At 72.1% G+C, this 22,035-nt stretch carries 16 protein-coding genes and 1 riboswitch; of the genes, 14 read left to right on the forward strand and 2 right to left on the reverse strand.

Translation table 11 applies throughout. From position 1 onward, the window contains the following. The first annotated feature begins 33 nt into the window (after positions 1–33). The 3 genes from AC5L3C_RS22375 (at position 34) to mfd (ending at position 7,490) form a co-directional block, all read left to right on the forward strand. Positions 34–822: an ABC transporter ATP-binding protein gene (locus AC5L3C_RS22375; RefSeq protein ID WP_125506006.1), complete on the forward strand. Its 789-nt coding sequence runs from the start codon at positions 34–36 to the stop codon at positions 820–822. Beyond that, the gene (locus AC5L3C_RS22380; protein ID WP_493650529.1) at positions 819–3,398 is read left to right on the forward strand and encodes an ABC transporter permease; all 2,580 of its coding nucleotides are present in this window, start codon (positions 819–821) and stop codon (positions 3,396–3,398) included. Before AC5L3C_RS22375 ends, AC5L3C_RS22380 begins: the two co-directional genes overlap by 4 nt. Positions 3,399–3,956: 558 nt before the next feature. After that, positions 3,957–7,490 (forward strand): transcription-repair coupling factor, encoded by a 3,534-nt coding sequence (gene mfd, locus AC5L3C_RS22385; protein ID WP_493650530.1) that lies wholly within the window; start codon positions 3,957–3,959, stop codon positions 7,488–7,490. An 81-nt stretch (positions 7,491–7,571) separates the two neighbouring features. Here the strand turns inward: mfd and AC5L3C_RS22390 are convergent, their stop codons facing one another. Then, on the reverse strand, positions 7,572–7,757 hold the full coding sequence (locus AC5L3C_RS22390) for an antitoxin (RefSeq protein WP_125506009.1): 186 nt from the start codon (positions 7,755–7,757) through the stop codon (positions 7,572–7,574). A 166-nt stretch (positions 7,758–7,923) separates the two neighbouring features. On the opposite strand from AC5L3C_RS22390, the gene AC5L3C_RS22395 reads away from it, so the two are divergent. Next, positions 7,924–8,703 (forward strand): HNH endonuclease family protein, encoded by a 780-nt coding sequence (locus AC5L3C_RS22395; protein ID WP_493650531.1) that lies wholly within the window; start codon positions 7,924–7,926, stop codon positions 8,701–8,703. A gap of 44 nt (positions 8,704–8,747) precedes the next feature. After that, positions 8,748–9,491, forward strand: coding sequence for a GNAT family N-acetyltransferase (locus AC5L3C_RS22400; RefSeq protein WP_493650532.1), 744 nt, complete (start codon positions 8,748–8,750; stop codon positions 9,489–9,491). Positions 9,492–9,510: 19 nt separating this feature from the next. Here AC5L3C_RS22400 and AC5L3C_RS22405 read toward each other — a convergent pair whose 3' ends face one another. Then, positions 9,511–9,990 (reverse strand): hypothetical protein, encoded by a 480-nt coding sequence (locus tag AC5L3C_RS22405; protein ID WP_493650533.1) that lies wholly within the window; start codon positions 9,988–9,990, stop codon positions 9,511–9,513. 201 nt (positions 9,991–10,191) lie between these two features. On the opposite strand from AC5L3C_RS22405, the gene AC5L3C_RS22410 reads away from it, so the two are divergent. From AC5L3C_RS22410 to eno, 9 genes are all read left to right on the forward strand, one after another. Next, complete coding sequence (locus AC5L3C_RS22410; RefSeq protein ID WP_493650534.1) at positions 10,192–12,291, forward strand: N-6 DNA methylase; 2,100 nt, start codon at positions 10,192–10,194, stop codon at positions 12,289–12,291. Between the two features lie 307 nt (positions 12,292–12,598). Then, positions 12,599–13,231, forward strand: a complete 633-nt coding sequence (locus tag AC5L3C_RS22415; protein WP_493650535.1) for a hypothetical protein — start codon at positions 12,599–12,601, stop codon at positions 13,229–13,231. A gap of 38 nt (positions 13,232–13,269) precedes the next feature. Beyond that, positions 13,270–14,766 carry a serine/threonine-protein kinase gene (locus AC5L3C_RS22420; RefSeq protein ID WP_260605001.1) on the forward strand — a complete coding sequence of 499 codons (1,497 nt, stop codon included), beginning with the start codon at positions 13,270–13,272 and terminating at the stop codon, positions 14,764–14,766. A 170-nt stretch (positions 14,767–14,936) separates the two neighbouring features. Continuing rightward, positions 14,937–15,584 (forward strand): SurA N-terminal domain-containing protein, encoded by a 648-nt coding sequence (locus AC5L3C_RS22425; protein ID WP_493650536.1) that lies wholly within the window; start codon positions 14,937–14,939, stop codon positions 15,582–15,584. 73 nt (positions 15,585–15,657) lie between these two features. After that, positions 15,658–16,653, forward strand: coding sequence for a nucleoside triphosphate pyrophosphohydrolase (locus AC5L3C_RS22430; protein WP_493650537.1), 996 nt, complete (start codon positions 15,658–15,660; stop codon positions 16,651–16,653). A 268-nt stretch (positions 16,654–16,921) separates the two neighbouring features. Continuing rightward, positions 16,922–18,211 (forward strand): cytochrome P450 family protein, encoded by a 1,290-nt coding sequence (locus tag AC5L3C_RS22435; RefSeq protein WP_493650538.1) that lies wholly within the window; start codon positions 16,922–16,924, stop codon positions 18,209–18,211. 267 nt (positions 18,212–18,478) lie between these two features. Further along, entirely contained in the window at positions 18,479–19,351 is an 873-nt protein-coding gene (locus tag AC5L3C_RS22440) for a transglycosylase family protein (RefSeq protein ID WP_493650539.1), read from the forward strand. A 255-nt stretch (positions 19,352–19,606) separates the two neighbouring features. Then, positions 19,607–19,775, forward strand: a riboswitch (cyclic di-AMP (ydaO/yuaA leader). A gap of 4 nt (positions 19,776–19,779) precedes the next feature. Continuing rightward, a complete protein-coding gene (locus tag AC5L3C_RS22445; RefSeq protein ID WP_125506020.1) occupies positions 19,780–20,481 on the forward strand; it encodes a LysM peptidoglycan-binding domain-containing protein in 702 nt (233 codons plus the stop codon). A 267-nt stretch (positions 20,482–20,748) separates the two neighbouring features. Next, a complete protein-coding gene (gene eno, locus AC5L3C_RS22450; protein ID WP_125506021.1) occupies positions 20,749–22,035 on the forward strand; it encodes a phosphopyruvate hydratase in 1,287 nt (428 codons plus the stop codon).

Genomic DNA, 22,035 nt, shown 5'->3' on the forward strand with positions numbered 1-22,035 from the left:
TTTCACTTTGCTGACCGACATAGGAGACTTACCGTGACATCGGCTGTGACCATTCCCAGGCACGGGGGTACTGGAGGGCCTACGGCCGTTGCCGCGCGGGCGCGGCAGGTCGTGAAGGCGTACGGGTCCGGCGAGACCCGTGTCGTCGCCCTCGACCACGTCGACGTGGACATCGCGCGGGGACAGTTCACCGCGATCATGGGCCCCTCCGGGTCCGGCAAGTCCACCCTGATGCACTGCCTCGCCGGGCTCGACACCGTGACGTCCGGTCAGATCTACCTGGACGAGACCGAGATCACCGGACTGAAGGACAAGAAGCTCACGCGGCTGCGCCGGGACCGGATCGGGTTCATCTTCCAGGCGTTCAACCTGCTGCCGACGCTGAACGCGCTCGAGAACATCACGCTGCCCATGGACATCGCCGGCCGCAAGCCCGACAAGGGGTGGCTGGACCGGGTCGTGGAGACCGTCGGACTCGCCGAGCGGCTCAAGCACCGGCCGACCCAGCTGTCCGGCGGCCAGCAGCAGCGCGTCGCCGTGGCACGGGCGCTGGCCGCCCGGCCGGACATCATCTTCGGTGACGAGCCGACCGGAAACCTCGACTCCCGCGCGGGCGCCGAAGTCCTCGGCTTCCTGCGCCGCTCGGTCGACGAGCTGGGCCAGACCATCGTGATGGTCACCCACGACCCCGTGGCCGCCTCCTACGCGGACCGCGTGCTGTACCTCGCCGACGGCCGCATCGTCGACGAGATGCACCAGCCCACCGCCGAGCAGGTCCTGGACCGCATGAAGGACTTCGACGCCCGGGGGCGCACGTCATGACCGTGCTCAAGACCTCGATGCGCAACTTCTTCGCGCACAAGGGGCGCATGGCGCTGTCGGCGATCGCGGTCCTGCTGTCGGTGGCGTTCGTGTGCGGCACCCTGGTGTTCACCGACACCATGAACACCACGTTCGACAAGCTGTTCGCGGCCACGTCCTCGGACGTCACCGTCAGCCACAAGGACGCCTCCGACACGGGGGAGACGGACGCCGGCAACGGCAAACCGCCGGTGCTGCCGGCGTCCGTGCTCGAGAAGGTCGAGGCCGCCGCCGGCGTGCGGTCGGCCGAGGGCACGGTGGCCTCCACCCAGGTGACCGTGGTCGACGGCGACAACGACAGTCTCTCGCCGAACAGCGGCGCCCCGACCATCGTCGGCAGCTGGAACGGCAACGACGCCCGCACCATGGAGATCACCTCCGGTACGGAGCCCGAGGGCGCCGCCCAGATCATGGTCGACGCCGACACCGCCGACAACCACGACCTGAAGCTCGGCGACGAGATCCGTGTCATCGGCGCGGTCGGCACCCACACCGCGAAGATCTCCGGCATCGCCGACTTCACCGTCACCAACCCCGGTGCCGCGATCTTCTTCCTGGACACCCGCACCGCCCAGCAGGCCCTGGTCGGCGAGAGCGACGTGTACACCAGCGTCAACGTCACCGCCGCGGACGGCGTCAGCGACGACCAGCTGAAGAAGAACGTCACGGCCGCGCTCGGCGGCGGCTACAAGGTGATGACCGCCGAGGAGACCGCGGAGGCCAACCAGGAGAGCGTCGGCGAGTTCATGGACGTCATGAAGTACGCCATGCTCGGCTTCGCCGGGATCGCGTTCCTCGTCGGCATCTTCCTGATCATCAACACCTTCTCCATGCTGGTCGCCCAGCGCACCCGGGAGATCGGCCTGATGCGGGCCATCGGCTCCTCCCGCCGGCAGGTCAACCGCTCGGTGCTGGTGGAGGCCCTGCTGCTCGGCCTGATCGGCTCCGTCCTCGGCGTGGGCGCGGGCATCGGCCTCGCGGTCGGCCTGATGAAGCTCATGAGCTCGATCGGCATGGAGCTGTCCACCGACGACCTCACGGTCGCCTGGACGACGCCCGCGCTCGGCCTGATCCTCGGGGTCGTCGTCACCGTGCTCGCCGCCTACCTGCCCGCCCGGCGCGCCGGGAAGATCTCCCCCATGGCCGCGCTGCGCGACGCCGGCACCCCCGCCGACGCCAAGGCCGGCTGGATCCGGGCCGCGATCGGTCTGGTCCTCACCGGCGCCGGCGGCTTCGCCCTCTACCTGGCCGGAACCGCCGACACGGCCGGCGACGGCTCGTTGTGGCTGGGCCTGGGCGTGGTGCTGTCCCTGATCGGGTTCGTCGTCATCGGACCGGTGCTGGCCAGCGGCGTGGTCCGCGTCCTCGGCGCGATCCTGCTGCGGGCCTTCGGACCCGTGGGCCGCATGGCCGAGCGCAACGCCCTGCGCAACCCGCGCCGCACCGGCGCGACCGGCGCCGCGCTGATGATCGGCCTGGCCCTGGTGGCGTGCCTGTCCGTGGTCGGCTCCTCCATGGTCGCCTCGGCCACCGAGGAACTCGACAAGGCGGTCGGCACGGACTTCATCATCCAGGACGACCTGGGCCAGCCGATCACCCCGGAGGCCGTGAAGGCCGTGAAGTCGACGCCGGGCATCGACCGGGTCACCGAGTACAAGTGGACCGAGGCCGACTTCACCACGCCCGACGGCAAGACCACCGACGACACCGCGATCACCGCCGCCGACCCGACGTACGCGACCGACCTGCGGGTCGAGACCGTCGCCGGCACGCTCGCCGACGCCTACCGGCCCGACTCGATGTCCGTCCACGAGGACTTCGCCAAGGACCACGGCGTGCGCATCGGCTCGACGATCGACGTCGCCTTCAAGGACGGCACCACGGGCACCCTGACGGTCCGGGCCATCACCAGCAGCGAGGGCATGATCGACGAAGGTGCGATGTACACGTCCATCGACACCCTCGCCACGTACGTCCCGGCCGACAAGATGCCCCTGGACCAGCTGGTCTTCGCCTCGGCGAAGGACGGGCAGAAGGACGCCGCGTACACGGCGCTGAAGGCCTCGCTGGACGGCTTCCCGCAGTACGAGGTGCGTGACCAGACCGACTACAAGGAGGCGCTGAAGGACCAGATCGGCCAGCTGCTGAACATGATCTACGGCCTGCTGGCCCTGGCGATCGTCGTCGCGGTCCTCGGTGTGGTGAACACCCTGGCCCTGTCGGTGGTGGAGCGCACCCGGGAGATCGGCCTGATGCGGGCCATCGGCCTCTCCCGCCGGCAGCTGCGCCGCATGATCCGCATGGAGTCGGTCGTGATCGCCCTGTTCGGTGCGCTGCTGGGCCTCGGCCTGGGCATGGGCTGGGGCGCCACCGCGCAGCAGCTCCTGGCGCTGGAGGGGATGAAGGTCCTCGACATCCCGTGGCCGACGATCACCGGCGTCTTCATCGGCTCGGCCTTCGTGGGCCTCTTCGCGGCCCTGGTCCCGGCCTTCCGCGCCGGCCGCATGAACGTCCTGAACGCCATCGCCACCGATTAGCCACCGCACACGGGGGTTGCGGGGGAACCACCGGCGCCGGAAGTCCCACGGGGGACTCCCGGCGCCGGTGCGTGCGCCCTCAGCACCCCGTCTCCTCGAGCCACCGAGCCGGGCGTCCGGCTTCTCGGGTCACCGGGTCGGGTGGCGCGGGTGGGCGTGCGGGTTTCGTGCTTCGGCTTCCGAGACGCCGAGTCGGGTGGCGTGGGCGGGGGTGCGTGGCCTGTACGCTCCGGGCTTCCCGAGTCACCGGGTCGGGTGGCGTGGGCGGGGTGTGCGGGCTGCGTGCTTCGGCTTCTCGAGTCACCGAGTCGGGTGGTGGGTGGGCATAGGCCCGGGGGTCCAGGGGGCGGAGCCCCCTGGTGGGCCGGCGGCAGCGCCGCCCACCGGGTCCAGGAGGCGGAGCCCCTGGTGGGCCGGCGGCAACCCCGCTCACCGGTCGGCCGGCGTTGTCCACAGCCCCCCGCACCCGCGGACGCGGCGACGTACCCTTGACACCCCCGGCCCGCAGCGCGCGTCGGGCCCGTCGTGTTGCACACCCCCGGAGGGAACCCGCCCCGCATGAGCCTGCACGGTCTGCTCGACGCCGTAGTCAAGGACCCCGCCCTCGCGGAAGCGATCACCGCGGCCGCGGACGGCAACCGCACGCACGTCGACCTCGTCGGCCCGCCCGCGGCCCGCCCCTTCACCATCGCCGCCCTGGCCCGCGACACCGCCCGCCCCGTGCTCGCCGTGACCGCGACCGGCCGCGAGGCCGAGGACCTGGCCGCGGCCCTGCGCTCCCTCCTCCCGCCCGAGGACATCGTGGAGTACCCCTCCTGGGAGACGCTCCCGCACGAGCGGCTCAGCCCGCGCAGCGACACCGTCGGCCGCCGCCTCGCCGTCCTGCGGCGCCTGGCCCACCCCCGCCCCGACGACCCCGACACCGGCCCGGTCTCCGTCGTCGTCGCCCCCGTACGCTCCGTGCTCCAGCCGCAGGTCAAGGGCCTGGGCGACCTGGAGCCCGTCGCCCTGCGCACCGGACAGACCGCCGACCTGAACGACACCGTCGAGGCCCTCGCCGCCGCCGCGTACGCGCGCGTGGAGCTCGTGGAGAAGCGGGGCGAGTTCGCCGTACGGGGCGGCATCCTGGACGTCTTCCCGCCCACCGAGGAACACCCCCTGCGGGTGGAGTTCTGGGGCGACGACGTGGAGGAGATCCGCTACTTCAAGGTCGCCGACCAGCGCTCCCTGGAGATCGCCGAGCACGGCCTGTGGGCGCCGCCCTGCCGCGAACTGCTGCTCACCGACGACGTACGCGAGCGCGCCCGGACCCTGGCCGAGGCCCACCCGGAGCTGGGTGAACTGCTCGGGAAGATCGCCGAGGGCATCGCCGTGGAGGGCATGGAGTCCCTGGCCCCCGTCCTCGTCGACGACATGGAGCTGCTGCTGGACGTGCTGCCCAAGGGCGCCATGGCCGTCGTCTGCGACCCGGAGCGGGTGCGCACGCGCGCGTCGGACCTGGTGGCCACGTCGCAGGAGTTCCTGCAGGCCTCCTGGGCGGCCACCGCCGGCGGCGGGGAGGCGCCCATCGACGTCGGCGCCGCGTCCCTGTGGTCGATCGCGGACGTCCGCGACCGGGCGCGCGAGCTGGACATGATGTGGTGGTCGGTGTCGCCGTTCGCCGCGGACGACCAACTCGACCCGGACACCCTCAAGCTCGGCATGCACGCCCCCGAGACCTACCGCGGCGACACCGCGCGGGCGCTGGCCGACGCCAAGGGCTGGCTCGCCGACGGTTGGCGCACCGTGTTTGTCACGGAGGGTCAGGGCCCGGCGGCCCGTACGGTCGAGGTGCTCGGCGGCGAGGGCATCGCCGCGCGTCTCGACACCGACCTCGGTGGGATCAGCCCCTCCGTGGTGCACGTCGCCTGCGGCTGCATCGACCACGGCTTCGTCGACCCGGCACTCAAGCTCGCCGTCCTCACCGAAACCGACCTGACCGGCCAGAAGGCGTCCGGCCGCGAGGGCGCCCGGATGCCGGCCCGGCGCCGCAAGACCATCGACCCGCTCACCCTGGAAGCGGGCGACTACATCGTGCACGAGCAGCACGGCGTGGGCCGCTACATCGAGATGGTGCAGCGCACCGTGCAGGGCGCCACCCGCGAGTACCTGGTCGTGGAGTACGCCCCCGCCAAGCGCGGCCAGCCCGGCGACCGGCTCTACATCCCCACCGACCAGCTGGAGCAGATCACCAAGTACGTCGGCGGCGAGGCGCCCACCCTGCACCGGCTCGGCGGCGCGGACTGGACCAAGACCAAGGCGCGCGCCAAGAAGGCCGTCAAGGAGATCGCCGCCGACCTGATCAAGCTGTACAGCGCGCGCATGGCCGCCCCCGGCCACGCCTTCGGCGCCGACTCGCCCTGGCAGCGCGAGCTGGAGGACGCCTTCCCCTACGCGGAGACGCCCGACCAGCTCACCACCATCGCCGAGGTCAAGGAGGACATGGAGAAGTCGGTCCCCATGGACCGGCTGATCTGCGGCGACGTCGGCTACGGCAAGACCGAGATCGCGGTGCGGGCCGCGTTCAAGGCCGTCCAGGACGGCAAGCAGGTCGCGGTGCTGGTGCCGACCACGCTGCTGGTGCAGCAGCACTTCGGGACGTTCAGCGAGCGGTACGCGCAGTTCCCGGTGGTCGTCAAGGCGCTGTCCCGCTTCCAGACCGACACGGAGGCCAAGGCGGTCCTGGAGGGGCTGCGGGAGGGTTCGGTGGACGTCGTCATCGGCACCCACCGCCTGTTCTCCTCGGAGACGAAGTTCAAGGACCTGGGCCTGGTCATCGTCGACGAGGAGCAGCGCTTCGGCGTCGAGCACAAGGAGCAGCTGAAGAAGCTGCGGGCCAACGTGGACGTACTGACCATGTCCGCCACACCGATCCCGCGGACCCTGGAGATGGCGGTGACCGGCATCCGCGAGATGTCGACCATCACCACCCCGCCGGAGGAGCGCCACCCGGTGCTCACCTTCGTCGGGCCGTACGAGCAGAAGCAGATCGGCGCGGCCATCCGCCGTGAACTCCTGCGCGAGGGCCAGGTCTTCTACATCCACAACCGGGTGGAGTCCATCGACCGCGCGGCGGCCCGGCTGCGCGAGATCGTGCCCGAGGCGCGCATCGCCACCGCCCACGGCCAGATGTCGGAGTCGGCGCTGGAGCAGGTCGTCGTCGACTTCTGGGAGAAGAAGTTCGACGTGCTGGTGTCGACGACGATCGTCGAGTCCGGCATCGACATCTCCAACGCCAACACCCTGATCGTCGAGCGCGGCGACAACTTCGGCCTCAGCCAGCTGCACCAGCTGCGCGGCCGGGTGGGCCGGGGCAGGGAGCGCGGCTACGCGTACTTCCTGTACCCGCCGGAGAAGCCGCTGACCGAGACGGCGCACGAGCGGCTCGCCACGATCGCCCAGCACACGGAGATGGGCGCGGGCATGTACGTGGCGATGAAGGACCTGGAGATCCGCGGCGCGGGAAACCTGCTCGGCGGTGAGCAGTCGGGCCACATCGCGGGCGTCGGCTTCGACCTGTACGTGCGGATGGTCGGCGAGGCGGTCGCGGACTACCGGCGCCAGCTGGAGACCGGGGAGATCGAGGAGGAGCCGCCGCTCGAGGTGAAGATCGAGCTGCCGGTCGACGCGCATGTCCCGCACGACTACGCACCCGGCGAGCGGCTGCGCCTGCAGGCGTACCGCGCGATCGCCTCGGCCAACTCCGAGGAGGACGTCAAGGCCGTCCGTGAGGAGCTCGTCGACCGCTACGGCAAGCTGCCGGAACCGGTGGAGAACCTGCTGCTGGTGGCGGGGCTGCGGATGCTGGCCCGCGCGTGCGGGGTGGGCGAGATCGTGCTCCAGGGCAGCAACATCCGCTTCGCGCCCGTGGAGTTGCGCGAGTCGCAGGAGCTGCGGCTGAAGCGGCTGTACCCGGGCGCGGTCATCAAGCCGGCCGCCCACCAGGTGCTGGTGCCGCGCCCGAAGACCGCGAAGGTGGGCGGGAAGCCGCTGGTCGGACGGGATCTGCTCGGCTGGGTCGGGGAGTTCCTGACGTCGGTGCTGGGCTCCTGACGCCGGTCCCCGGCCGCCCTCGTACAGCGTGCCGTCCACGGCTCGGGTCGCCGTGGACGGCACTGACGACTGCGCGAGGCCTTACTGCTGGTCGGGGCGGTCGCGGTCCATGCCCATCCGGCGTTCGGCCTGTTGCTGCGCGGTGTCGATCTGCTGCTCGTACTTGCCGCCGGTCCTCTCGTTCATCTTCTTTTCCGCGGCGTCCGAGGCCTGCTTGGCCTTGTCGCGTGCGGCCTTGTTGCCCTTGAGCTTGTCGAGGATGCCCATCCAGAGCTCCTTCCGGAGATGACTCAAAACAGACAATACGCGCGGTTCGGGGTGAATGCCCAAGGGGGCCTTGAATTGGTCTGGACCTGTCGCTCGTTACGGTGAGATCCGGGATCGGCCCGCCCCCGCCGGGGCAGGGATACAACAGGAGTGAGGGAGGGGCGCGGTGACGCGACACAAGGGGCGGGGCCGGCGGCTTCGGTGCACGGGATCGGCGGTGGCCGCCGCGGTGGTCCTGCTCGCCGGCTGCGAGCAACTGCCGGACACCGGCTCCCCGGCCGGCGGCGGCAGCGCGTCGGCCGCACCCGGCGGACGTGCCGTCAGCCCGCTGGACAACCCCGACGGCACCGCACCCGGCCTCGCCCCCGTGACAGGTGAGAAGAACCGCGCGGCCGCCGTCGCCCTCATCGAGAAGGTGGCCACGAAGGGCCGGGGACCGAAGACGGGTTACGACCGGGACGAGTTCGGCTACGCCTGGATGGACACGGCGGACGGGGTGCCACTGGCGAGGAACGGCTGTGACACCCGGAACGACCTGCTGAAACTTCATGGGCGGGACGTCGAGTTCCGCAAGGGCTCCGACTGCGTGGTCGTGTCGATGGAGCTGTACGATCCGTACACCGGCAAGGACATCGCCTGGAAGAAGGCGAAGGCGGCCGAGGTGCAGATCGACCACGTGGTCCCGCTGTCCTACAGCTGGCAGATGGGGGCCGCCCGCTGGCCGGAGAGCAAGCGCGAGCAACTGGCCAACGACGTGCTGAACCTGCTCCCGGTCGAGGGGCGCGCCAACTCGGCGAAGGGGGACTCCGGCCCCGCCTCCTGGCTCCCCCCGAACAAGAGCGTCCGCTGCGCCTACGCGGTCCGCTTCGCCCAGGTCGCCGTCAAGTACGAACTGCCGGTGACACCGGCCGACCGGCGGATGATGCTGGAGCAGTGCGGCGGCTGACACATCGTTTCCCCTGTTCACGGGTGTGCGCCTACCGTGACGGCATGGACTTCACGGTATCGAGCCTCGCCGACCGCCCCGACCGGGCGGCGGATGTGCAGGACATGGCGGACACCTGGCCGGAGTTCGTGCTCGAGGACATGGTGGGCTACGGGTACTTCCCGCGCATCGCCGCGGAACTGCCCGAGTACGTGCTCTTCGCCGAGGACGACCGCAGTGACGTGGTCGCCAGTGCGTACAGCGTGCCGTTCGCGCTCGGCGCCGAGGGGCGCGGCCGGCTGCCCGCGCGCGGCTGGGACGAGGTCATGGTGTGGGCCTTCTCCGATCTGCGCCGGGACAGGCGCCCCGACACCGTCAGTGCCATCTCGGTCTCCGTCGCCCCGCACGCCCAGGGCCGCGGGCTGTCCGCCGTGATGCTCTCCGCGCTGCGCGACAACGCCCGGGTGCGTGGCTTTCGTGAGGTCGTGGCCCCCGTGCGGCCCAGCGCCAAGCACCTGGAGCCGCGTACGCCCATGGAGGAGTACGTCCGTCGCGTGCGTCCGGACGGTCTGCCGCAGGACCCCTGGCTGCGGGTGCACGCCCGGGCCGGGGCCACCGTGGAGTCGGTGGCGCCGGCCTCGATGACGGTGGCCGCCTCGGTGGAGCACTGGCGTGACTGGACCGGGCTGCCCTTCGACACCGACGGCGAGGTCCTGGTGCCGGGCGCGCTGGCGCCGGTGCGCTGCGAGGCGGAGCGCGGATACGCCGTGTACGTCGAGCCCAACGTGTGGATGCGGCACCCGCTGTGAAGCGCGGGGCGGCCTGCTGTCAGAAGTTGCCGTTGCCGATCAGTTCGCCGTCGGCGTCGTAGACGCTGACGAGGCCGTTGTCGCTCTGCTTCCAGTCGGCGAACGCGGAGGTGATGAGCTTGGCGGGGCCCATGCCCTCGCCCATCATGCCGCCGGTGAAGTCGGTGTGGACGTCCGCGGCGTCGAGGATGTTGTTCTGCTCGTCGGCGCCCTGGACCTTGGTGACGTGGGAGACGGCCTCCTTCTCCTTGGCCGTCCCGTTCTTCTCCACGAACGCCTTGAACCGCTCGGCCTGGGACGCCTTCTCGGTGCCCTCGTCCTCGGCGGCCCCGGTGTCCGGCGCGTCGTCCTGCTTGGTGTCGCCCGCCTGCCGCTGCGCGGAGGCGGAGGAGTCCTTGCCGGTGGAACCGCCGTCCGAGTCGCCGGAGTTCGCCGAGACGGCGCCGATGACGACGATGCCCACGACGGCGCCCAGCGCGATCTTGCTCTTCATGCCCATGGTTGTTCCCCTCCCTACGGCGGCGACCGCCACCTTGCCGGCGACCGCCCGTTCGCGGGGCCAATGAGAACAGAGTGCGTGAACCGAGTCAACATGGTTCACGTGGTGCTGAAAGTGCACGAGCGTGAACCAGGGCATCGTGTGTGTCTCGGTATGCTCGGGGCCACACGTGGACCGAGGGGAGCGGGGCGGGTGCCGGGCATGCAGGACAACGCGACAGAAGTGACCGCCGCCGGGATCGCGCGGCTGGCCGGTGTCGGCCGCGCCGCCGTCAGCAACTGGCGGCGCCGGCACGCCGACTTCCCCCGCCCGGTCGGCGGCACCGAGGCCAGCCCCTCCTTCGCGCTCACCGAGGTCGAGGGGTGGCTGCGCAGCCACCGCAAACTGGCCGAGGTGCCCCTCAGGGAACGCGTCTGGCAGCAGCTCGCCGGCCATCCGGCGGGACCCGTCACCGCCCTCACTCACGCCGGCTGTGTCCTGCTCCTCATCCACGACCGCTCCCCGGACTGGCTCGGGATCAGCTCCGGCACCGACGAGCGGCTCGCCGCGATGCTTCCCGCGGCACTGGAGCGCGTGCTCACGCCACGCCTTGATCCACCGGACGGATCACGTGTGAACTCCCCGAACACTGTGAACTCCGGCCCAGGCGCCCCGGCCGTCTCCGCCTCCGCCCTTGAGCTCCCCACCGGCCCTCAACTGCTCCCCTCCGCCCCCCTCCTGCGCGGCGTCGCCGAACTCGCCGCCGCGCGCGGTGCCCGGCACACCTTCGAGTTCCTGCTCGGCCGCCACCTCGACGCCAACCCACGCCAGTACACGCCCACCCCCGCCGAACTCGCCGCCCTCATGGCCGGCCTCGCCGGCACCCCCCGCACCGTCCTCGACCCGGCCTGCGGCACCGGCGCCCTGCTCCGCTCCGTCGCCCACCGCCCGGGCCAGGAGCTGTACGCCCAGGACAGCGCCCCCGAACTCGCCGCCCTCACCGCGCTGCGCCTCGCCCTGCACACCCGCGCCGGCGTGCGCGCCGTGGCCGGCGACACCCTGGGGGCCGACCCCCGCCCGGAGGTGAGGGCCGACGCGGTGCTGTGCCACCCGCCGTTCAACGAGCGCAACTGGGGCCACGACGAACTCGCCTACGACCCGCGCTGGGAGTACGGCCTTCCCGCCCGCACCGAGTCCGAACTGGCCTGGGTGCAGCACGCGCTCGCCCGGCTGCGGGACGGCGGCACCGCCGTGGTGCTGATGCCGCCCGCCGCCGCCTCCCGCCGCTCAGGGCGCCGGATCAGGGCCGACCTGCTGCGCCGGGGCGCGCTGCGCGCCGTCGTCGCGCTGCCGGCCGGCGCGGCGCCCCCGTACAACCTCCCGCTGCACCTGTGGGTGCTGCGGCGGCCCGAACAGGCGCCGGTGCAGCCGGAGGTGCTGCTCACCGACGCCGGGCAGTTCGCCGTCGGGGGACGCGGCGGGCCCGACTGGCCCGGGGTACGGGAGACGGTCCTGGACGCTTGGCGCGCCTTCGACCGGGCCGGCCGGCTCGACGAACGCCCCGGACTGGCCCGCTCCGTGCCGGTCGTCGAACTCCTCGACGACGACATCGACCTGACCCCGGCCCGCCGGCTGCCGCCCCCCGCCGCGGCGGCCGACGCGGTCCGGCTCACCGACGTACGCGGCCGGCTCGACGAGACGCTGCGCCTGACCGCCGACCTGGCCCCGCCGCCCGCCCAACCCGCACCGCCCGCGGGCTCCGGCCGGCCGCCGTTCACCACCGTCGGTGAACTGGCGCGCGGCGGCGCCCTGGTGATGCGGACCGGCGGCCACGGCGGGCACGCGCGCGTGCCCGTGCTCACCGACCACGACGTCCTCGCCGGCACCGCCCCCTCCGGGACGCTGCCGGAGAGCGAGGAGGAGGCGGTGCTCACCGAACCGGGCGACGTCGTCGTCCCCGTGCTCGGCTCGGGCGCCGTCGCGCGGGTCGTCGACGAGGCGAGCGCCGGAGCCGTCCTGGGCCGCAACCTCGTCCTGCTGCGCCCCGACCCGGCCGTGCTCGACGCGTGGTTCCTCGCCGGCTTCCTGCGCGGCACCGCCAACCACCGCCAGGCCAGCAGCTACGCGTCCACGGCCACCCGGCTCGACGTGCGCCGCATGCGGCTGCCCCGGCTCCCACCGGACGAACAACGCCGCTACGGCGCCCGCTTCCGCGCCCTCGACGCCTTCGAACGCGCCCTCAAGGAGGCGGGCCGACTGGGCGAACAACTGGTCCGCGAAACCTACGACAACCTCACCGACGGAACCATTCCACCGAACTGACCCCGCGGGACGCCCCCGACGCCGGTCCCCGCGAACGTGCCCTCGGGTGAGCCCGCGGACCGCACCCTCGGGCGCGCCCGCCGGACCGAGCCTGCCGCGTCCCGCGCGAGGACTCCGAGCGGCCCGGACGCCGCCCCGCGGGGCACCCGCGCGGGGTGCCGTGAATGCCCCCGCGTGGTAGCTCGGCCGGTGGTGCCGGGCGATCAGGACGACAACGGTTCGGTACATCCGGGACCCGTTGTCGCCATCGGCCTATACGCTCGGAGTCTCGACCGAGTTCCCATCGCGATCCTGTCCAGGAGCAGTCATGTACGGCCACGGCGCGGCGCCGCCCCCACCCAGCGGCGCATCGGTCATCACGCAGCGTGTGCTGTACGCCGCCGCCGGAGTCCTCTGCTGCGGGCTGCTGGCCTGCGTACCGCTCTTCCGCATCGCCTTCCTGCGGGGACGCACGCTCGACTGGGCGGTGGCCTGGGTGTGCATCCCGCTGACCATCGCCTGTGTGGCGGTGGCCGGTGCGCTGCCGGAGTCGGACTCCCGCACCGGCCTCGCCGTGTTCGTGATGCTGCTGTCCGGCGCGGCCGCCTCCGCGTACTACCTGATCGTGGACATCCTCCACCACCGGCGCCTGGGCCGCCCGTACGCGGCCGGGCCGGTGCCCTCGCCGCACGCGACGACGATGCAGGCGCCGGGACCCCAGGCCCCGTTCGGCTTCCCGCAGCAGGCGGCCTCGCCCTACGCGCCCACCCCCGTCCCGCAGCCGCAGGCCCCGCACACACCGGTGCCGCCCACCTCCGTACCGCCGCAGCCGGGGCAGGCGCAGCGCCCCGCGCCGGCCCGGATCGACCAGGTGCGCGCCGAGCTCGACGAACTCAGTGACTACCTGCGCCGGCAGGACGGCCAGCAGGGACAGCACGGCAACGGCGAAGGCGGAAGGTGAGCGTGACGACGGGACGTGTCGTCGCCGGCCGCTACGAACTGTCCACGCTCATAGGTCAGGGCGGCATGGGACAGGTCTGGACGGCCTACGACAAACGGCTGGACCGGCGCGTGGCGGTGAAGCTGCTGCGCCCCGACAAGGTGGCCGGACAGGAGGCCGACGAACTGCGCCGCCGCTTCGTGCGCGAGTGCCGGGTGACCGCCCAGGTCGACCACCCCGGCCTGGTCACGGTGCACGACGCAGGCAGCGAGGGCGAGGAGCTGTTCCTCGTCATGCAGTACGTCGACGGCGCCGACCTCGGCGACCACCTCGCCGAACACGACCCCTACCCGTGGCAGTGGGCGGCGGCCGTCGCCGCGCAGCTGTGTGCCGTACTGAGCGCCGTGCACGCCGTGCCGATCGTCCACCGCGACCTCAAGCCGCGCAACGTGATGGTGAAGCAGGACGGCACCGTCACCGTGCTCGACCTCGGCGTCGCCTCCGTCATGGACGCCGACACCACCCGCCTGACCCACACCGGCACCCCCATCGGCTCGCCCGCCTACATGGCGCCCGAGCAGGCGATGGGCGGCGCGGTCGGCCCGTACACCGACCTGTACGCGCTCGGGGTGCTGATGCACGAGCTGCTCAGCGGCGACGTGCCGTTCGCGGGATCGACGGCGCTCGGGGTGCTGCACCGGCACCTGTACGAGCCGCCCGTGCCGGTGCGCCGGATCCGCCCCGAGGTGCCCGAGGCCCTCGAGACCCTGGTGCTGCGGCTGCTCGCCAAGGACCCGCAGCACCGCCCCGACTCCGCGCAGGAGGTCTACGAGCACCTGTCGCAGCTGCTCCCCGCGCGGGGAACGCCCACCGGCGCGCCCCTGGACCCCACCCGCCCGTTCCTGCGCCCGCAGGCCCCCTGGCCGGATCGCGCGCGCACGCCCGCGCCGCAGCCCGCCCCCGCCGCGCCGCCCGCGCCCGCCGCGGAGAAGGCCGACGTCGCCGCCGCCGTGGACGAGGTGAAACGGCTGCTCGGCGAGGGCCGCATCACCCAGGCCGTGGACATCCTCGGCGCGATCCTGCCCGTCGCCGCCGAGCAGCACGGGGAGCACTCCCCGGTCGTGCGCACCCTGCGCAAGCAGTACGCGGCCACCCTCCTGGACGACGGCCAGTACCGGCGTGCCCTGCCCGAGCTGCGCCGCCTCGCCGACGAGCGCGCCGCCGAGGCGGGCCAGGCCGACCCGCAGTCCCTGCGCTACCGCTACGAGGCCGCCCAGTGCCTGGAGCAGCTCGGCGAACCGGCGGCGGCGCTCGCCGAGTACCGCGCGCTGCTGGCCTACTACGAGAACCAGTACGTGGCCGCCGGTGACCCGCAGCTCGCCCACGACGTCCGCCGCCGCATCGGCCATCTGCTGCTCGCCCTGGGCGACCGGCCCGCCGCGCACGACACGCTGGCCCGGCTGCTGCACGACGTGGAGCGCGTGCACGGCCCCGGGCACCCGCTGGCCGCGGACATCCGCCGGACCCTGGGGTGGCTGGGACAGGTGCGCGGATAGCGGGCAGCGGACCGCAAAGGGGGCCATACGGCCGGACGGCGGGCCGGGGCGGTGCCGGAAGTCCTGGTGAATCGTTGGTCGAATGGGTTGGCCAGAGCTTGGCCGATGCCTACCATCGATCACCGCAAGACTTTGTGCACCGCCGCACAAGCTCTCCTCAGGAGGTCTCCTTGCACCGCCGCCGTCGCACCGCGTTCCTCCTCACCGCCGCGATCGCCGCAGCGCCCTTGCTCACGGCCTGCGGGAACGACGCGCACCCCGGTGCCGCGGCCGTGATCGGCGGGGAACGGATCACCGTGTCGCAGCTGGAGAACCGCGTCGACGAGGTCCGCGAGGCCCAGCGGGCGGCCGTACCGGACGAGGCCCAGTACCAGCAGGCCATCGCCCGCACCGGCAGCCTGACCCGCGACACCCTGCACGGCATGGTCCTGGACCGGGTGCTGGAGCACGCCGCGCGCGACGCCGGGGTGAAGGTCACGGACCGCGAGATCCAGCAGATGCGCTCCGACCTGGAGGAGCAGGCCGGCGGGTCGCGGGCCCTGGAGGACGCCTGGCTCCAGCAGTACGGCATCCCGCCGCAGCGCCTCGAAGAGAACCTCCGCCTCCAGCTCCAGGCCCAGAAGCTCGCCCAGCAGCTCGGCACGGACACCAGCCGGCCCGATTTCTGGCAGGCGCTGTCCGAGGCGGGCAAGGAGCTCGACATCGACCTTAACCCGCGCTACGGCGAGTGGGACGTGGAGAAGAGCAGCCGCGTCGACGCGCAGGTGCCGTGGGTGAAGGACGTCAGTGCCGCCTCCGCCGCGCCCCGGAACCTCTGACGCGACCGGGCCTGTGGACAAGCCGCCTGTGGACAACTCGGGAGCCGTCGGTGGCGTGGGCTAGTTTCGGAGCGTGAACGCAAACAGCTCCGCACCGACTCCCGAGGACGGCGGCCCCGGCCGTGCCGTCCTGCTCACCACCAGCCACCGCGTCGCGCCCGGCCTGCTGTCCTGGCCCGCCTGGCAGGTCCTGCACGCGGCCGACCGGGTGCTGTGCGCGGACGGCACCCACCCGCAGCTGCCGTATCTGCGGGAGGCGGGGATATCGGTCGAGGAGGCCTCGCCGACCGCCGAGGAGATCGTCGACGCCTGCGCGGGCGGGCGGACGGTGGTCGTCGTGGCGACCGGGGAGGGCGAGCCGGCGCTGACCGACGGGCTGGCGCGGCTGGCCGGGACGGGCAGGGTCCGGATGCCCGAGCTGGAGCTGCTCCCCGCCTCCTACGACCTGCCGGGCGCCCGTCTGCTCGACCTGGTCCAGGTCATGGACCGCATCCGGGCGGAGTGCCCGTGGTCGTCCCAGCAGACCCACAAGGGCCTGGCGAAGTACGGCATCGAGGAGGCGTACGAACTCGTCGAGGCCATCGAGGAGGGGGACCGGCAGGAACTGCGGGAGGAACTGGGCGATGTCCTCCTCCAGGTCGTCTTCCACGCCCGCATCGCCGAGGAGCACCCGGAGGAGCCGTTCTCCGTCGACGACGTGGCGGGCGGCATCGTGGCCAAGCTGATCCACCGCCACCCGCATGTCTTCGGCGAGGAGCGGGCGGAGACGCCGGAGGACGTCAAGGCGCACTGGCTGCGGACCAAGGCGGAGGAGAAGCGGCGCAGCTCGGTGACGGAGGGCGTGCCGCTGGGGCAGCCCGCCCTCGCACTGGCGGCGAAACTGGCGTCGCGGGCGCGGACGGCGGGGCTGGAGGTGCCGTTGCCGGCGGGGGAGGGGGTCGGCTACGAGCTGCTGGCGCTGGCGGCGCGGGCGGAGGCGGCGGGGACCGACCCGGAGGCGGCGCTGCGAGCGGCGGCCCGGACCTACCGCGACGCGATCCGCGCGACGGAGGAAGGCCCAGCGGACTGAGCGGCGGCGCCCCCTGGCTCCTTCCCCACGCCCGGTCCGACACACCCAGGGGCGCGGGGGACTGCGCGCCCGGCCCCCGCTCACCCGCACCTGCCCGGCGTCCGTGTGTACAGGGGCGCGGGGAACTGCGCGACCGGCCCCCGCTCACCCGCACCTGCCCGGCGTTCCCGGCGTCCGTGTGTACAGGGGCGCGGGGAACTGCGCGCCCGGCCCCCACCCACCCGCACCCGCCCGACGTCCCCAGCCCTCCGAGCTCTAGGTTCAGCCCATGTCAGACCAGCCCCGCCCCGCCGCCCCGCAGGGCCACCGTCCGCACCCCGAGCTGTTCAGCCGGGAGTTCGCCGCGAACCCCTACCCCGCCTACGCCTGGCTGCGCGAGCACGCCCCCGTGCACCGGACCCGGCTGCCCAGCGGAGTGGAGGCCTGGCTGGTCACGCGGTACGCCGACGCCAAGCAGACCCTCGCCGACAACCGCCTGTCCAAGAACCCCGCGCACCACGACGAGCCGGCCCACGCCAAGGGCAGGACCGGCATCCCCGGGGAGCGCCAGGCGGAGCTGATGACGCATCTGCTGAACATCGATCCGCCGGACCACACCCGGCTGCGACGCCTCGTCAGCAAGGCGTTCACCCCGCGCCGCGTCGCGGAGTTCGCCCCCCGCGTGCAGGAGCTCACCGACGGACTCATCGACCACTTCGCCGACCGGGGCTCCGCCGACCTCATCCACGAGTTCGCCTTCCCCCTCCCCATTTACGCCATCTGCGACCTGCTCGGCGTCCCGCGCGAGGACCAGGACGACTTCCGGGACTGGGCGGGCATGATGATCCGTCACGGCGGCGGCCCGCGCGGCGGGGTCGCCCGGTCGGTGAAGAAGATGCGCGGCTATCTCGCCGAGCTGATCCACCGTAAGCGCGAGGCCCTGCCCGCCGAGCCCGCCCCCGCCGAGGACCTCATCTCCGGTCTGATCCGCGCCTCCGACCACGGTGAGCACCTCACCGAGAACGAGGCCGCCGCCATGGCGTTCATCCTGCTGTTCGCGGGCTTCGAGACCACCGTGAACCTGATCGGCAACGGCACCTACGCCCTGCTCACCCACCCCGGCGAGCGCGAGCGCCTGCAGCGGGCGCTCGCCGCAGGGGACCGCGGGCTGCTGGAGACCGGCGTCGAGGAACTCCTGCGCTACGACGGCCCGGTGGAACTGGCCACCTGGCGGTTCGCCACCGAGCCGGTCACCATCGGCGGGCAGCGCATCGCCGCGGGCGACCCGGTGCTCGTCGTGCTCGCCGCCGCGGACCGGGATCCGGAGCGGTTCGCCGACCCGGATGTGCTCGATCTGGGCCGGCGCGACAACCAGCATCTGGGATACGGCCACGGAATTCACTACTGTCTGGGTGCCCCGCTGGCCCGTCTGGAGGGGCAGACCGCGCTCGCCACGCTGTTGACCCGGCTGCCCGATCTGCGGCTCGCGGGGGCACCGGAGGAACTCCGGTGGCGCGGCGGGCTCATCATGCGCGGTCTGCGCACGCTTCCGGTGGAGTTCACTCCCCCGCAAAAGTGACAGACCGGGCTCCGGCCCACTGCCCCGAGGCGGGCCGGCGTAAACATGACAGACCCTCAAGTCTGTGATCTTCACGTGATCTGCGCGGCATTAACTTGTGACAAGTGATCGTCTGCGGATACTTTCACCTCTCAAGTGCGGCACTCCGTCACGGGCTTCCATCGCCGCGCCGGTCTTTGTCGTCGTGTGAAAGGTCTCCGCATGCTCTCCGGGAACGGTCGACACCGTCGCCCCCGCCAGGCGCCGGCTCTCCTCGTCACAGCCGGAGTGACCGGCTCCGCCATCGCGATCCCGCTCCTCGGGGCCGGCAGCGCCAGCGCGGCCGACGGTTCCACCTGGGACCGCGTCGCCGAGTGCGAGAGCGGTGGCAAGTGGAGCCAGAACTCCGGCAACGGTTACTACGGCGGCCTGCAGCTGACCCAGGAGGACTGGGAGAAGTACGGCGGCCTCGACTACGCGCCCAGCGCCGACCAGGCCAGCCGCGGCCAGCAGATAGCCGTGGCCGAGGCGATCCTCGCCGACCAGGGCGTCGGGGCCTGGCGCACCTGCGGCCTGCTCTCCGGTCTGAACCAGGACTCTCCCGCGGCCGACGTCGACACCGGCACGTCCGGCTCGTCGAACTCGTCCGGATCGTCGGGAACGGGCCGTACGTCCTCCTCGCCCTCCTACACGCCCTCCGACGATTCGTACGGCACGGACAGGGGCAAGGAGACCCCGGAGGGTTCGGGTGACGAATCGGGTGAACCCGGCAAGTCGACCCCGTCGAGCAGTCCGTCGAGCAGTGACGAGGACGGCGACAAGAGCCCGGGCGGCAGCGCCTCCCCCTCCGCCTCGGCCACGTCCGACGGCGACAAGGCGGACAAGGCGGAGCAGAGCGACCGTTCTTCGGCGGACAGCGACGAGGGCGCCGGCCGCCACCGCGGCGCGAGCGCCGACGAGGGCGAGGGCGAGGAGGGCGAGTCCGAGTCGTCCGGCCGGCACGCACGCGGACTCGACGCCTGGGGCAGTGCGGGGACCGGCTCCTCGGCAGCGGACACCGGTGACAGCGCGGCGTCCCTCACCGACTCCCTTGCGGCCGACGACGGATGGCGCGCGCTGCACACCGTGAACGCTCAGCTCATCGGCATCGACCTGGGCTAGATCCAGCCGGTCAGGAGTGTGGCGGCACGGTCGAACCGGGCGAAAAGCGGCATCCGAAATCGCCCGGCCGGAAGGTCAGTTGGAGTCATGTTTCGCGCTGAATGTCCGGTTTAAAGGCTGTGAGAGATAGGTCTCAGAAGCCGTGATCGTCTTTGATATTCCGCGAAATCCGTGACTACGGTCGTGACCGCTCGCCATCGCGGGCCCCGGTTGCCGCCACGCCGAATCCTGCCGGCGGCGACACGGGAACAGTCGTCGCGTCATGCGCCGTAGGCAGGAGCGGGGGACCCAAGGTAAGTGCCCTTTCCGGTGATTGACACCGGTTCGGGCTTGGGGTGGAGCCGCCTCCCGGGAGGGACGCGGCCGGGCAACTCAACCGGCCCGAACCCGACAGCTCACCTCGCAGGCGTCGGTGAGGGGATCCATCCATGCTGTTTTCCGGCAAGGGCAAGCACCGTCGTCCGTCCAAGGCCACCCGCGCGATCGCCGTCGCCGGCGTCGCCTCCGCCGCCGTCGCCGCCCCGCTGATGGCGGCCGGCAACGCCTCCGCCGCCACCGCGTCCGAGTGGGACGCCGTCGCCCAGTGCGAGTCCGGCGGCAACTGGTCCATCAACACCGGCAACGGTTACTACGGCGGTCTGCAGTTCTCCGCCTCCACCTGGGCCGGCTACGGCGGCACCAAGTACGCCGCCACCGCCGACCGGGCCACCAAGGCCCAGCAGATCGAGATAGCCGAGAAGGTCCTGGCGGGCCAGGGCAAGGGCGCCTGGCCGGTCTGCGGCAAGAACCTGTCCAACGCCGCCTACACCGGCTCCTCCGCCGGCGACTCGGCCGGCTCCGCGCAGAGCACCCAGCCCCGCGAGAGCGAGCAGAAGGCCTCCCGCTCCGCCGAGCGCCCGGCCGCCGAGCAGGCCCAGCCGAAGGCCGAGAAGAAGACCGTCACCACGCCCACCGGCAAGAAGGTCGAGAAGGGCGACGGCGAGTACGAGGTCGTCAAGGGCGACACTCTCAGCTCCATCGCCGCGGAGCACGACGTCGAGGGCGGCTGGACCGAGCTGTTCAAGCTGAACGACGACATCGTCCAGGATGCCGACCTGATCTACCCGGGCCAGCAGCTGCACCTGAAGTAAGGCAAGGCCGCAGGTCCCACCCCGTCCCCACGGGCTCCCCGCCCCGGTGCGTCTCCCCCCGTACGCACCGGGGCGGGGTCATGTGCGTGCGTCGCTTTCCGGTCACGGTTTCCCGGAACCACTTTGTTCCGTTCAGAAACAATCTACGCTCGGTTCTGTCCATGAGGTGGGCGGCAGCGTGGCCGAACGCCCGGAGCCGGTTAGGCTCAGTCCCGCAGGGCCCTCGTGGCCTTGCTCACCCGCGTCACATCCAAGAAGGAGATGCTCGTGCCGTCCATCGACGTCGTCGTAGCCCGGGAAATCCTGGACTCCCGAGGCAACCCCACGGTCGAGGTCGAGGTCGGCCTCGACGACGGCAGCACGGGTCGTGCCGCCGTCCCGTCCGGCGCCTCCACGGGCGCCTTCGAGGCCATCGAACTCCGTGACGGCGATGCCGGCCGTTACCTGGGCAAGGGCGTCGAGAAGGCCGTACTGGCCGTCATCGAGCAGATCGGTCCGGAGCTCGTCGGCTACGACGCCACCGAGCAGCGCCTGATCGACCAGGCGATGTTCGACCTGGACGCCACCGACAACAAGGGCTCCCTCGGCGCCAACGCCATCCTCGGCGTCTCGCTCGCCGTCGCCCACGCCGCCTCCGAGGCCAGCGACCTCCCGCTCTTCCGCTACCTGGGCGGCCCCAACGCGCACCTGCTGCCGGTGCCGATGATGAACATCCTGAACGGCGGCTCGCACGCCGACTCCAACGTGGACATCCAGGAGTTCATGATCGCCCCGATCGGTGCGGAGTCCTTCTCCGAGGCCTTGCGCTGGGGCGCCGAGGTCTACCACACGCTGAAGAAGGTCCTGAAGAGCAAGGGCCTGGCCACCGGCCTCGGCGACGAGGGCGGCTTCGCCCCCGACCTCGGCTCCAACCGCGACGCCCTCGACCTCATCCTCGAGGCGATCAAGGAGGCCGGCTACACCCCCGGCGAGCAGATCGCCCTGGCTCTGGACGTGGCCGCCTCCGAGTTCTACAAGGACGGCGTCTACACCTTCGAGGGCAAGGAGCGCTCGGCCACCGAGATGACCGAGTACTACGCGGAGCTCGTCGACGCCTACCCGCTCGTGTCCATCGAGGACCCGCTGTTCGAGGACGACTGGGAGGGCTGGAAGACCATCACCGCCAAGCTCGGCGACAAGGTCCAGCTCGTCGGCGACGACCTGTTCGTCACCAACCCCGAGCGGCTCGCGCGCGGCATCGACGAGGGCGCCGCCAACGCCCTGCTGGTCAAGGTCAACCAGATCGGCTCGCTCACCGAGACCCTGGACGCCGTCGAGCTGGCCCAGCGCAACGGCTTCAAGTGCATGATGTCCCACCGCTCCGGCGAGACCGAGGACGTCACCATCGCCGACCTGGCCGTCGCCACCAACTGCGGCCAGATCAAGACCGGCGCCCCGGCCCGCTCCGAGCGCGTCGCCAAGTACAACCAGCTGCTGCGCATCGAGGAGATCCTCGACGACGCCGCGGTCTACGCCGGCCGCAGCGCCTTCCCGCGGTTCCGCTCCGAGGGCTGA

Source organism: Streptomyces speibonae (assembly GCF_984686075.1).